The 12,807-nt window shown below is 60.8% G+C and carries 9 protein-coding genes; 5 read left to right on the top strand and 4 right to left on the bottom strand.

Annotation, left to right across the window (positions count from 1 at the left end; all coding sequences use genetic code 11):
* The first annotated feature begins 40 nt into the window (after window positions 1-40).
* Window positions 41-1,246 (top strand): glutamine-hydrolyzing carbamoyl-phosphate synthase small subunit, encoded by a 1,206-nt coding sequence (carA, locus tag PVA19_RS08965; RefSeq protein ID WP_274102112.1) that lies wholly within the window; start codon window positions 41-43, stop codon window positions 1,244-1,246.
* A 58-nt stretch (window positions 1,247-1,304) separates the two neighbouring features.
* Here the strand turns inward: carA and PVA19_RS08960 are convergent, their stop codons facing one another.
* Window positions 1,305-2,708: an MATE family efflux transporter gene (locus PVA19_RS08960; protein WP_274102111.1), complete on the bottom strand. Its 1,404-nt coding sequence runs from the start codon at window positions 2,706-2,708 to the stop codon at window positions 1,305-1,307.
* 317 nt (window positions 2,709-3,025) lie between these two features.
* Between PVA19_RS08960 and mcpU the strand changes: the two genes are divergently transcribed.
* Both mcpU and PVA19_RS08950 read left to right on the top strand, forming a co-directional pair.
* Window positions 3,026-5,113: a methyl-accepting chemotaxis protein McpU gene (gene mcpU, locus PVA19_RS08955; RefSeq protein WP_274102109.1), complete on the top strand. Its 2,088-nt coding sequence runs from the start codon at window positions 3,026-3,028 to the stop codon at window positions 5,111-5,113.
* Window positions 5,114-5,266: 153 nt separating this feature from the next.
* On the top strand, window positions 5,267-5,746 hold the full coding sequence (locus PVA19_RS08950) for a DUF2938 domain-containing protein (RefSeq protein WP_274102108.1): 480 nt from the start codon (window positions 5,267-5,269) through the stop codon (window positions 5,744-5,746).
* Here PVA19_RS08950 and PVA19_RS08945 read toward each other — a convergent pair.
* Complete coding sequence (locus PVA19_RS08945; protein WP_112956685.1) at window positions 5,743-6,618, bottom strand: LysR family transcriptional regulator; 876 nt, start codon at window positions 6,616-6,618, stop codon at window positions 5,743-5,745. The two genes, PVA19_RS08950 and PVA19_RS08945, sit on opposite strands and share 4 nt — an antisense overlap.
* 125 nt (window positions 6,619-6,743) lie before the next feature.
* Here PVA19_RS08945 and PVA19_RS08940 point away from each other — a divergent pair, with 125 nt between their 5' ends.
* Both PVA19_RS08940 and PVA19_RS08935 read left to right on the top strand, forming a co-directional pair.
* Window positions 6,744-8,321, top strand: coding sequence for a proton-conducting transporter transmembrane domain-containing protein (locus tag PVA19_RS08940; RefSeq protein WP_274102107.1), 1,578 nt, complete (start codon window positions 6,744-6,746; stop codon window positions 8,319-8,321).
* Window positions 8,322-8,326: 5 nt separating this feature from the next.
* On the top strand, window positions 8,327-10,741 hold the full coding sequence (locus PVA19_RS08935; protein WP_274102105.1) for a YbcC family protein: 2,415 nt from the start codon (window positions 8,327-8,329) through the stop codon (window positions 10,739-10,741).
* A gap of 246 nt (window positions 10,742-10,987) precedes the next feature.
* Here PVA19_RS08935 and ypfJ read toward each other — a convergent pair whose 3' ends face one another.
* On the bottom strand, window positions 10,988-11,887 hold the full coding sequence (gene ypfJ, locus PVA19_RS08930) for a KPN_02809 family neutral zinc metallopeptidase (protein WP_062426447.1): 900 nt from the start codon (window positions 11,885-11,887) through the stop codon (window positions 10,988-10,990).
* Window positions 11,888-11,961: 74 nt separating this feature from the next.
* Window positions 11,962-12,630: a glutathione S-transferase gene (locus PVA19_RS08925; RefSeq protein WP_274102103.1), complete on the bottom strand. Its 669-nt coding sequence runs from the start codon at window positions 12,628-12,630 to the stop codon at window positions 11,962-11,964.
* Window positions 12,631-12,807 lie beyond the last annotated feature (177 nt).

Here is a 12,807-nt window from a genome sequence, read left to right as displayed (position 1 = left end):
TTTCAAGAGGCGGGCCGGACCGGCAGAAACGGAAAACGAGATGACCGAGACAGCTCCCTGGACAACACGCAAACCGACCGCCATGCTCGTTCTTGCAGATGGCACCGTGATCGAGGGAACCGGCATCGGCGCGACAGGCAAGGTTCAGGCGGAAGTCTGCTTCAATACCGCGCTGACGGGCTATGAAGAAATCCTGACCGACCCGTCCTATCTTGGCCAGATCGTTACCTTCACCTTCCCGCATATCGGCAATATCGGCACCAATGACGAAGACATCGAAGACCTGACGCCGGCAGCACGCCACGGCGCGGTTGGCGTCATCTTCAAGGCCGACATCACCGACCCGTCCAACTACCGCGCCGTCAAGCATCTCGACGACTGGCTGAAGAGCCGCGGCATCATCGGGCTGTGCGGCATCGACACCCGCGCGCTCACCGCCTGGATCCGCGAAAACGGGGCTCCGAACGCAGTGATCGCCCATGACCCGAACGGCGTTTTCGACATCGAAGCGCTGAAGGTTGAAGCAAAGGCCTGGAGCGGTCTCGTCGGTCTCGACCTCGCCATTGAAGCCACCTCCGGTCAGTCCGCCGTCTGGAGCGAAACGCCTTGGGTTTGGGGCGAAGGTTACGGCACGCTCGGTGAGCAGGATGCCAAGTACCATGTCGTCTGCGTCGACTTCGGCGTGAAGCGCAACATCCTGCGTCTCTTCGCCGGTCTGGATTGCAAGGTCACCGTCGTTCCGGCCCAGACCTCTGCCGAAGACATCATGGCGCTGAAGCCGGATGGCGTCTTCCTCTCCAACGGCCCGGGAGACCCTGCTGCAACCGGCACCTATGCCGTGCCGGTCATCCAGAACCTGATCAAGACGGACCTGCCGATCTTCGGTATCTGCCTCGGCCACCAGATGCTCGGCCTTGCCGTTGGCGCCAAGACCGAGAAGATGCATCAGGGCCACCATGGCGCAAACCACCCGGTCAAGGACTTTACCACCGGCAAGGTGGAAATCGTGTCCATGAACCACGGCTTTGCGGTGGATGCGAAGTCTCTGCCGGAAGGCGTTGAAGAGACTCATACATCACTGTTCGACGGCACCAATTGCGGCCTGCGCATCACTGGCAAGCCGGTCTTCTCGGTGCAGCACCACCCGGAAGCATCGCCCGGCCCGCAGGACAGCCACTACCTCTTCCGCCGCTTCGTCAACCTGCTGCGTGAGAAGAAGGGCGAACCGGCCCTCGCAGAGCGCTGATAAGACTCGGCTTTATTCCAGATAATGCTCGGCCCGCTCAAAGCGGGCCGTTTTCGTTTCACGCTTTACCTGCCGCTTTCATTTCCCGCTTCACCAGCAGATAGAAGCGCGTGGTGAGCATGATCGCCGCAGCACTCAGCCCCACAACAAAGCCGGACCAGACGCCCGCGCCCCCGAAGCCGAGTGGAAAGGCCATGGTCCAGGCAAGGCCAAAGCCGATCGGCCAATAGGAAATCAGAGCCAGAAGAGCTGGCACGCGTGCATCCTTCAACCCGCGCAACAGGCCGGCTGCGACGGCCTGGATACCGTCCACAAGCTGGAACAGACCTGCCATGATGATCAGCGTTGACGCATAGGCTAGCACCTGTGGCGCTTCTGGCAGCCGCTCATCGAGAAACAGGCTGCCAAGCCTTTCAGGCACCGCCGCGAACAGTATCCCGCCACAAATCGCAATGACGCAGGCAACCGCATAGACGGTGATCGCCGCACGGATCAGGTTGGGGTAATCGCCTCTGCCATGAGCAACGCCAACACGCACCGTTGCGGCCTGCGACAGCCCAAGCGGGATCATGAAGGCAAGCGATGCCAATTGCAGCGCAATACCATGGGCCGCAAGTTCGATCGTGCCGATCTGGCCGATCAGAATGGAGGCGGCAGAAAACAGCGTAACTTCCGCCAGAATGGTAATGCTGATGGGAAGACCGAGACGCAAGACTTCGCCAAGCGCCTTCCAGTCCGGCTTCCAGAAGCGCACGAAGAGCTCGTACTGGCGTGTTTCCTCCTGGGTCTGAATATAGACGACGATGAACACGAGACTGAAAAGATTGACGATGACGGCCACCACGGCAGCGCCATTCATGCCCATGGCGGGCAAGCCGAAATGGCCGAGAACGAGGGCGTAGGCCAGAACGCCGTTGATCAGCAGCATGGCGATCGTCGCATAGAGAACAATGCTCGCACGCCCGATAGCGCTGACCAAACCGCGCATCACATAGAAAAGCAGGCCCGGAAGCATGCCGAACTTGGAAATGGCAAGATAATCGCCCGTCAGCTTCGCCACATTCGGATTTTGCCCAAGCGCCACCAGAGTGCGCTCCGCATTGTGAAAAATGCCAAGCGCCAGCAGCCAATAGACAATCGCGACCCACATGCCCATCCGAAGCGCGCGCCGGGCTGATATCGCATCCCCCTGCCCGTAGGCATTGGCAACCATGGGGACGACCGCGACCGAAAAGCCGGAGCCGAAGATGAAAACGACGAAAAAGAACTGACCGGCCAGCACCATGGCGGCAAGCTTTTCCGCACCAAGCTGACCGACGATAATCATGTCGGTGGTATGGATGCCGAGCTGCGCCAGTTGCGCCCCGATGAGCGGAATACCCAATGCAAGCGTAGCGCGCAAATGCGCGGCCCATGAACTGCCGCCCTGCGACGCGTTCCCGACAGCTACCGACGAAGACATGATCTCACCTCAAACTGAAACCGCTTCCAGAGTATGCTGGAAGCGGTCGATGCCATGCATAAAAGACTTGGCAGAACTGCGCAACAAAAAGGCGCACTGCCTCAAAATCAAGCTTTCCGTTGCCGTTACGGAAGATCAAGTCGATCGATCCGCGAAGCCCCATGGAAAACATCAGCTTAAGCTTATGTTTACAGTTTTCACTCTAACGCTTCTTAACTGACGAAAATCAATTCTCGGGTGCATGACGCGCGCCGCAATTGCCAGTGGCATGTTTCCAGTCAATCCGGCTTCATGCCGGGCCATCCGAGGACCATATCTTGTCCACGAAATCGAACTTGATGACGCGGATCGTCATTTCCGCATCCTGCCTTGTCGTCGCTGCCTTTGCCGGCTTCTCTCTCTATATCGATAGCCTCCAGCGCGGCGCCGCCAACAGCTTTGTCTCCGACAAGGTGAGCTCTACCGGTGAAGAAGCGGCACTCAGCATTGCCAACTGGCTGAACGGTCGCGTCATCATGACCGAGATGGTTGCTTCGGCGCTGAGCAAGGGCGCCGACCAGGTCACGCTCGACAAGGCGCTCGAGAACGACGTTCTGGTGCGCGAATTCAAGTCCACCTATTTCGGCGACGAGGCCGGTGTGTTCACCACTTGGCCAAACGAGAAGATGCCGGAAGGTTACGATCCACGCAAGCGCCCCTGGTACCAGGCGGCTGTTGCGGTCAACGCGCCGATCCTGACAGAGCCCTATATCGATTCCTCCACCAGCGAACTGGTCGTCAGCGCCGCCATTCCGGTGAAGCGCAACGGCAAGCTCGCAGGCGTCGCCGCAAGCGACTTCACGCTGACGAGCCTTGTCGAGATGATCAAGAAGATCGATGCCGGCCCGGATGGCTACGCGTTCCTCGTCAATAATGACGGGACGATCCTGATCCACCCGGATGCGGGCGTGATCTCCAAGACGCTTGCAGATCTCTTCCCGACAGACACGCCGAAGATCAGCACGGCGCTCAGCCAGACGCAGTTGAACGGTGCCGATAAGATCATCAGCTTCATTCCGGTGCAGGGTCTGCCCTCGGTCAGCTGGCACCTGGGCTTCGTCGTCGACAGCAAGGCCGCTTTCGCCTCCGTTTCGACCTTCCGTGTTGCCGCGATCATCGCCACGGCTCTCGCGGTTGCCTGCATGATCGGCTGCCTGGTTCTGCTTTTGAGCCGCGTGGTCATCACGCCGGTGACGCGCATGACGTTCGCCATGGAGCAGCTTGCCGCCGGCAACCTCAACATCGCCATTCCCGGCCAGGAGCGCACCGACCAGATCGGCTCGATGGCCAGCGCCGTTGCCGTCTTCCGTACCAATGCGCTGGAGCGCCAGCGTCTGGAGGGCGATGCCGAGCGCAACCGCACCATGACGGAACAGGAGCGTGCCGAGCGCGAGCGCCAATCCGCCAAGGATAGCGCCGATATCCAGTTCGCCGTCGATGCGCTGGCCGAAGGCCTGACCCATCTCTCCAATGGCAACCTCAACCACCGCATCAACACGCCCTTCGTCGCGCGCGTCGATCGCCTGCGGTCCGACTTCAACGCCTCCATCGCCAAGCTCAATGCGGCCCTCGTCAATGTCGGCCACAATGCCAATGCCATCGATGCCGGTGCGAGCGAAATCCGTCACTCGGCGGACGATCTCTCCAAGCGCACCGAGCAGCAGGCAGCCTCCGTCGAAGAGACCGCCGCAGCGCTTGAGGAAATCACCACCACCGTCAAGGATTCGGCCAAGCGGGCCGAAGAGGTCGGTCGCCTGGTGGAGCGCGCGCGTCAGAACGCCGAACAATCCGGTGTCGTCGTTGGCGATGCGGTGAAGGCCATGGAGGGCATCGAGCACTCCTCCAACGAGATCTCCAAGATCATCGGCGTCATCGACGAGATTGCCTTCCAGACCAACCTGCTGGCCCTTAATGCGGGCGTGGAAGCCGCCCGTGCCGGTGAAGCTGGCAAGGGCTTTGCTGTCGTTGCCCAGGAAGTGCGCGAACTCGCTCAGCGCTCTGCCAATGCCGCCAAGGAAATCAAGACCTTGATCAGCACGTCTACCACGCAGGTTGAATCCGGCGTGACGCTGGTCGGCAATGCCGGCAAGGCGCTGGAAACCATCGTTGCGGAAGTACAGGAGATCAACAAGCACATCGACGCCATCGTGCTTGCTACCCGCGAACAGTCGACCGGTCTGCAGGAGATCAACACCGCAATCAACACGATCGACCAGGGAACGCAGCAGAATGCCGCGATGGTGGAAGAACAGACGGCCGCGAGCCACGGCCTCGCGTCGGAAGCTGCGGCCCTGAAAACGCTGCTCGCTCAGTTCAAACTCTCACAGAACGAAAGCCGACATAGAGGCTACGGCCAGGCTGCCTGATCGTCAGCCTAGACCAGACAAACGAGGCCCGAGAACCGCGAGCGGTTTTCGGGCCTTTTTCTTTTACGCCAGACCACGGCGCGCCTGCCTGCCCTTGCCTCACCCTCAGGCGCGAGCCATCTTCTCCACATCACGATTCGGGAGGGATAACGGATGTGGGAGATTCTCTGGCGCGGTACGGCAATGGGGATTGGCGGTACGCTCTTCATGGATATCTGGGCGATCATCCTGCACCGCGCCTTCGGCCAATCGGCCGCCAATTGGGGCCCGGTCGGCCGTTGGTTCTGGCACCTGCCCAGGGGCAAAGTCTTCCACGACAGTATTGCCAAGGCCGAACCGCACACCAATGAGGTCGCGATCGGCTGGATCGCCCATTATGCGGTCGGCATTCTTTACGGCATTATCCTTGCGTTGATCGTGCCACCGGGCTGGTTTATGGCCCCGACCTTCCTGCTACCCTTCATCATCGGCATCGTTACCGTGGGTGCCGGCTGGTTCCTGCTCCAACCCGGCCTCGGCATCGGCTGGGCTGCCTCCAAGACGCCGAACCCCAACAAGGTGCGCGCGCTCAACCTCGTTGCTCATACGATTTTCGCGCTTGGCATGTTTGTCACTGCGCTGCTGATTGCCTAACTCTCACCCTGCAGAAGCGGCTTTAACAGCGGGTTGGGGAAACGGCGCTTGATCGTCACGGCGTAGAAGGATTCGACCATGCCCGGCAGCGCGTCGAACTCTACTAGTGTGCCTGCCTCCAGCTCCCCTTTGACGACGATCGGCGGCAGAACCGCAAGCCCTGCCCCCTCTCGTGCCAGAAGACGCATCATCGCCATGTCATCGACTTCGGCTGCGATCTGAGGACTGAGGCCAAGCCGCGCGGTCAGAGCCTCGAACTGAGTACGCACGCTGCTTTCGAGCGTCGGCAGGATGACCGGATGTTCGGCCAAAAGATCCGCGAGCGTCGCTCCCGGCTTGCCGAAGGACGGCCTGCCGACAAGGCTGACCCGCTGCTGATAGATATGTTGGGCAATGAAGGGTGTGACGGAATCCGCCATCGGCGGCTGGTTCAGGAGAACGATATCGAGGTTCAGCGTTTCCAGCGCGCCCAAAAGCTCGCTCGTACTGCCCGAGCGCAGAATCATATCGACATCCGAACGCCCGAGGATCGGCCGCAGAAACTCGATCTGGAAGTTGCGTGACAGCGTGGCGAGCGCGCCAATGCGGATGGCGCGGCGGCTTCGTCCCGTCTCTTTCAAAGTCTCGATCAGCTCCTCACCAGCGGCGAAGATCGTGTCGGCGCGGTCAAGCGCAATGCGACCGGCCTCGGTCAGGTAAAGCTGCCGCCCTCGCCGCTCGAAGAGCGCATGACCGAGCCGCTCCTCCAACTGCTTGATCTGAATGGATAATGCCGACTGCGACAGGTTCAGCCGTTCTGCCGTGCGAGTCAGATTGCCGTCATGAGCCACAGCACGGAAATAGCGAAGATGGTGATAATTAAGATCGGACATCGTTCTATTTTATAGAACGTTTCAAGAGAAACAATGAATTTTTATAGGGCTTCGGTTCCTGATAATCCGTTTGTCATACGCCGCTGCTCATCCTCCCCAAGCAGCCCACAGACCGGAGAACTCTCGTGATCTACGCTCTACCGCTCCTCGCGCCGCTTCTTCTCGCCTATGCCTCGTATAGTGCCTTCAAGGCACCGGGTCTTCGTCCGCGCGCGGCAATCCGCCTCGCAGAACTTGCCGCCCTCGCGTCCATTCTCGTCGCTCTTCTCTCAAGCCTCGTCCTCGCTCTCTACGGACCCGGCACGAGCCCGATGATCGGCTACAGCTACGTGGCGCTCGCCTCGAGGCTCGACCTCGTCAGCCTGGTGATGCTTCTGCTCGTCTCCTTCATCGGCTGGGTCGTGCTGCGCTATGCCGGGACCTTTCTCGATGGAGAAGCCCGGCAAGGACCCTTTACCGGCTGGATGACGGCAACGCTTGCCGCGGTTCTCCTGCTCGTTCAATCCGGCACGTTGCTGCAACTCGTCATCGGCTGGTGTGCGGCAAGTCTTCTGCTTCACCAGTTGCTGATCTTCTATCCGGAGCGGATTGCTGCAAGGCGCGCTGCGCGTAAGAAGTTCTTCGTCTCGCGGCTTGGCGATATCGCCCTGATCGGCGCCGTTGTCCTGCTTGCCGTCGCCTTCAGGACCGGTGACATCGCCACCATCCTTCTCGAAGCACAAAAGGGAGAAGGCCTGCCGCTGACGATCGCCGCCGCAGCACTTCTGGCTGTCGCTGCCCTGTTGAAGTCTGCACAATTCCCCACCCATGGATGGCTGACGGAAGTCATGGAGACGCCAACACCGGTTTCTGCACTTCTCCATGCGGGCGTCGTCAATGCCGGCGGCTTCCTCCTCATCCGCTTCGCCGATGTCATGCTACAGGCTCCCATCGTCCTTGCAGCTCTGGTCATGGTCGGCGGCTTCACCGCGATCTTTGGCAGTGTGGTGATGCTGACCCAATCTGCGGTCAAGACCTCGCTCGCCTGGTCGACAGTGGCGCAGATGGGCTTCATGATCCTGCAATGCGGCCTGGCACTTTTCCCCATCGCCCTGCTGCACATCGTCGCGCATTCGCTCTACAAGGCTCATTCCTTCCTGGCGTCCGGCTCGGCCATTGAAACCGTTGCCTCGATCCGCCGCCCAGGCCCGATCACCATCCCCAATGCCAACGCCGTCGGTCGCGCCTTCCTGCTCGCTCTTGCCATCTATGCGGTGATCGGCCTCCTCTTCGGCTTTGCCGACAAACCACCGCAGGCACTGGCACTCGGCGCGATCCTGATCTTCGGCGTGGCCTATCTGATCGCCCAGGGTCTGGCGGATGCCGCTCCGTGGGCGCTCACCTGGCGGACGTCACTTTACGCCGTCCTCGCAGCGACTGCCTATTTCGCCCTGCAGAAGGTCGCTGACGGGCTGATGCATGGCACGCTCCCACCTCCGCCCCAGCCCGGCCCACTGGAATGGACGCTGATGCTGCTGGCCGTCGTTACCTTCGGCCTCGTCGCGGTTGCCCAGTCGCTCTTTCCCCTCTGGGCCTACCATCCGGCAGCAGCGGGTCTGCGCGTCCACCTCGCCAACGGGCTTTACGTCAATGCCCTCTTCGATCGCCTGCTTGGTGGCTGGAAACTCCCCGCCTCCGCAACCTCCGCTTCCGTGAAGGAGTAAGTCTCATGACCACCATAACCCCAGTCGATACGCTTCACGGCGATGCTCTGGCAAAAGCTGCCGATCAGGCCGTGCGGGCCATTCCACCAGCCTGGCCCTTGACGGCGACCGTTGCCGTCAACCCTTTCCTCGGCCAGGCAAACGAGACCTTTGATCAGACCGCGGCACTGCTTGCCCGCATCGGCGGCGTACGGCTTGCTTTGCCCCGGAGGCATTTTGCCGAGAAGATCGCCACGGGTGAAATGACGGACGAGGACATCCTCGCAGCAATTAACACGAACGCCGCAGACCCGAGCATCGATCTGGCTGCGATCAAAGCTGCCCTCTCGAAGAAAGCGTCACCGATCCAGGCTCTGCCAACCGTTGCCGATCTTGCGGCAAAGGCGACGGATCAGGATTGGCCGGGCCTGATCTCGGATCGGATCGGCACGTTCGCTGCGGGCTTCTTCGATCAGGGCCAGGCCCTTTGGGCGGCATCGAGACGCAACGGCCTCTACGCCGCCTGGCGGGCCTTTGCCACCCATGACCTCACCCCGGAAATCCTCGGTCTCAAGGGCTTCGGCATCCATGTGTCGGACACCCCCGAAACGCCGCATGCTGCCATCGAACGGGCTGCCGTTTCGCTTGGGCTTGGCGCAGAGCCCGGGACCTATTTCCACCAGCTGCTGCTGACGCTTGGTGGCTGGGCGCAATATGCCCGCCACATCCAGTTCAAGGCCGAAGTCGACGGCGGCGTCGACACAACAGCGCTTGAGCTTCTCGCAATCCGGCTGGTGTTCGAGGAAGCGCTATACCTGCGGCACAAGACAGGTATCGAGGCCGAGTGGCGGAAGGTCCACACCGACCATGTGGCGCCTGTTGTCGCCAATCGCGACATTCGGATCGACAGCCTTCTGCAGTCTGCTTCCGAAAACGCGGCACAGAGGAAGCTCGCAGCCGCTCTCGCAACGCCGTCCACCGCCCAGGCAGTGGACAAGCGGCCGATGCTGCAGGCAGCCTTCTGCATCGATGTCCGTTCCGAAGTCTTCCGGCGGTCGCTCGAAAGCATGGACCCGTCCATTCGCACGATCGGCTTTGCCGGCTTCTTCGGCCTTGGCGCCAGCCATCACGGCTTTGCCTCCGACGTCGCAGAACATCGGCTGCCGGTGCTGCTGAAGCCATCTGTCTTCACCTGCAGTGCTGTCGATGACAATAAGAAGGCTGACCAGAAGGCCCGCTTCGGTGCGCGGGCCATCCGCGCCTGGGGCCGGTTCAAACTCACCGCCGTCTCCTCCTTCGCCTTCGTCGAAGCGATGGGACCGGTCTATGCCGGCAAGCTTCTGCGGGACGGATTGCGTTTCACCAAGGGTGCGAAGCCCGACAAGGCCAAGCCTCGCTTTGTCCAAAACCTCGACCTGGAAACGAAAGCAGCCATGGCGGAAAGGGTGCTGAAAGCCATGTCGCTGACCGAGGGCTTCGGCCGCCTCGTGCTGATCTGCGGTCACGGCGCCAATGTCGTTAACAACCCCTACGCCAGCGCGCTGCATTGCGGCGCCTGCGGCGGCCATGCGGGTGACGTCAATGCCCGGCTGCTGGCCGATCTCATCAACGATCGGGCGGTGCGTGAGGCCCTCACTGCAAAGGGCATCACCATTCCGGACGACACCATCTTCCTTGCCGGCCTGCACGACACAACGACGGATGCCGTCACGCTCTTCGAAGATGATCTCGATTACAAGATCGCCTCCAAAGATCTCGCGCAACTGCGCAAATGGCTGGCGGATGCTGGCCGCCTGACGAGAGCAGAGCGTGCACGCAACCTCCCTCGGGCGACAGCGGATAATCTGCATGCGCGCAACCGCGACTGGTCGGAGACCCGGCCGGAATTCGGCCTTGCCGGATGCCGCGCCTTCATCGCCGCTCCACGGTCACGCACGGTAGGCAAATCGCTGGAGGGCCAGACCTTCCTGCATGACTATGTCTGGCAAAAGGACAAGGACTTCAAAATCCTCGAACTGATCCTGACCGCACCGGTGGTCGTCGCAAGCTGGATCAGCCTGCAATATTTCGGCTCGGCGGTTGCGCCCTCCCTCTTCGGTGCGGGCAACAAACTGCTGCACAATGTCGTCGGCGGCATCGGCGTGGTGGAAGGCAATGGCGGCAACCTGCGCGCCGGGCTACCCTGGCAGTCGGTGCATGATGGTGAAGAACTGGTCCACGAACCGCTGCGGCTGACAGTCGCCGTGGAGGCCCCGAAGGAGGCGATCACCGACATCCTGCGTCGGCATCCGCAGGTGAGCGCGCTGTTTGACAATGGCTGGCTCGCGCTCATCACAATCGACGATCAAGGCCAGCTTGCATGGCGTTACGGGAACGGTGGAACTTGGGAGAAGATGGACGGCGGAGAGAGGGACGCTCCGTCGCGGAGGCTGGCGAGTTAAATCGTCGATCTGGTTGCTCCCCCAAGTTCAACGCGCTGTGGTTTCTCAAAGGGACGCCGCGGCGCCTCAACGGGGCCCGCGTTTTCTCATAAAAGAAACGCGGCGTTCATCGTAATGCGGGAGGTCTAGACCTCTACTGCCGTCATCCTCGGGCTCGACCCGAGGATCCATAAGCCGTTGACTGCCCCGGAAGATATGGATCCTCGCCTCAAGGGCGAGGATGACGAGGAGAACTCGGGATGCCCCTTAAATATCAGCCGAGAATGTATCGCAATCCTCAACCCGCCCGCTCTCAAACCCGCGGCGAAACCATTCGACGCGCTGCGCCGAAGTGCCGTGATTGAAGCTGTCGGGAACGACATAGCCCTGCGTTTTCTTCTGCAGCGTATCGTCGCCAATCTGGTGGGCGGCGTTCAGTGCCTCTTCCAGATCGCCGGCTTCGAGGATGCCCTTTTGCTGCGTGGACTTGCCCCAGATGCCGGCATAGCAATCGGCCTGCAATTCCACCTTCACCGACAGCGCGTTGGCCTGGCTCTCACTCATGGACTGGCGACGCTGGTTGAATTCCGGAAGCACGCCGGTGAGGTTTTGGACGTGATGGCCCACCTCATGCGCAATCACATAGGCCTGGGCAAAATCGCCAGAGGCGCCGAAACGCTGCGAAAGCTCGCGGAAGAAGTCGGTGTCCAGATAGACCTTGCGATCCACCGGGCAATAGAACGGGCCGGATGCCGACGTCGCGTTGCCGCAGGCCGAGCGAACCTGGCCGGAGAACAGAACCAGCGTCGGCTTCTGATAGGTTTCGCCGGAGGCCTGGAAGATCTTGCCCCAGGTATCTTCGGTCTCCGCCAGAATGGTGCGGACGAACGCCGTCGTCTCATCACTGGATTGGCCTTGCGGGCGCGTTCCGGTCTGTTGCTGCTGACTGCCGCTATCGGAGTATGTGTCACCGCCGGAGAGCAAAGTCAGCGGGTTGATGCCAAGTGCCCAGCTGATCAGCAAAATAACGACAAGACCACCGATACCGATCCCGCCACCGCGGCCGCCGGTCGGTAAGCGAAAGCCACCGCCGCCGCCCATGCCGCCGGTCGACATGCCGCGTCTATCTTCGATGTTGTCCGACTGGCGGCGTCCTCTCCACTGCATGGCAATCTCCCCTTCAATATGCTTGCGCTAAACGCTAACTACCGCAAAGCGTTCCCGCAAGAGGAGTACTCGTGTCAGCTGCGCGCGTAGATATAGGCTCCGCCTTTCTCAAGCGCGCGCTGGTAAGCAGGCCGTGCGCGTATGGTATCGAGAAAGCGCCTGATCGCTTTCGTTTCGCCAACGCCATCCGCGCGGCTGATGGCAGCCTCGACCGGAAAGCTCATGGCAATATCCGCGCCGGTCAACGTGTCTGCGGCAAAATAGCCGTCCCTGGAAAGTTCGGCCTCCCAATAGGCCACATGGTCGATCAGTTGCGGATCGATGAGCTTTGCCGCCACCCCCTTGGAGATCATACCCGCCACGGGTCTTAAGAAAAACGGCATCTGGCTCGGCAGGCGCGAGAAGAGAAGCTTGAGCAATAGAAGCGGCATGGCCGATCCTTCGGCATAATGCAGCCAGTAGAGATAGCGCCGATAGCCATCCGTGCCTTGCTCCGGCCGGAACCTGCCCTCTCCATAGGTATCGAGCAGATATTCGATGATCGCGCCACTCTCTGCATAGACCGTGCCCTGATCCTCGATCACCGGAGACTTGCCAAGTGGATGGACCTGTTTGAGGCTCTTCGGCGCGCGCATGTCCGACCCGCGTTTGTAGGTCTTCACCTCATAGGGAAGCTCAAGTTCCTCCAGCAGCCAGAGAATGCGGTGCGCGCGGGAATTTTCCAGGTAATGAACGATGATCATGATTATCCTGCATCCGGTTGGAGGCGACGATTTAAGCGGTTGAAGAAGCTTACGTTTGACAACGCGCGAAGGATCACCCGGCATGATCCTTTTGCGGCGCGAGAACTTTCCTGTCGGAAAGCGAAGATTCGGGGTTCCGTTCGCCAAAACATTTGCCTATAAGCCGCTTCTAGCCTG

Origin of the sequence: Agrobacterium sp. CNPSo 3708, assembly GCF_028674915.1 — a bacterium.
Taxonomy (GTDB): Bacteria; Pseudomonadota; Alphaproteobacteria; order Rhizobiales; family Rhizobiaceae; genus Agrobacterium; species Agrobacterium cavarae.
This window is presented reverse-complemented; position numbering and strand designations above follow the sequence as displayed.

Excerpts from the sequence above, each read along its gene's own strand:
- PVA19_RS08960 (WP_274102111.1), bottom strand. The coding sequence starts at position 2,708 with ATGTCTTCGTCGGTAGCTGTCGGGAACGCGTCGCAGGGCGGCAGTTCA.
- ypfJ (WP_062426447.1), bottom strand. The coding sequence starts at position 11,887 with ATGCAGTGGAGAGGACGCCGCCAGTCGGACAACATCGAAGATAGACGC.
- PVA19_RS08935 (WP_274102105.1), top strand. The coding sequence starts at position 8,327 with ATGACCACCATAACCCCAGTCGATACGCTTCACGGCGATGCTCTGGCA.
- PVA19_RS08945 (WP_112956685.1), bottom strand. The coding sequence starts at position 6,618 with ATGTCCGATCTTAATTATCACCATCTTCGCTATTTCCGTGCTGTGGCT.
- PVA19_RS08950 (WP_274102108.1), top strand. The coding sequence starts at position 5,267 with ATGTGGGAGATTCTCTGGCGCGGTACGGCAATGGGGATTGGCGGTACG.
- PVA19_RS08925 (WP_274102103.1), bottom strand. The coding sequence starts at position 12,630 with ATGATCATCGTTCATTACCTGGAAAATTCCCGCGCGCACCGCATTCTC.
- carA (WP_274102112.1), top strand. The coding sequence starts at position 41 with ATGACCGAGACAGCTCCCTGGACAACACGCAAACCGACCGCCATGCTC.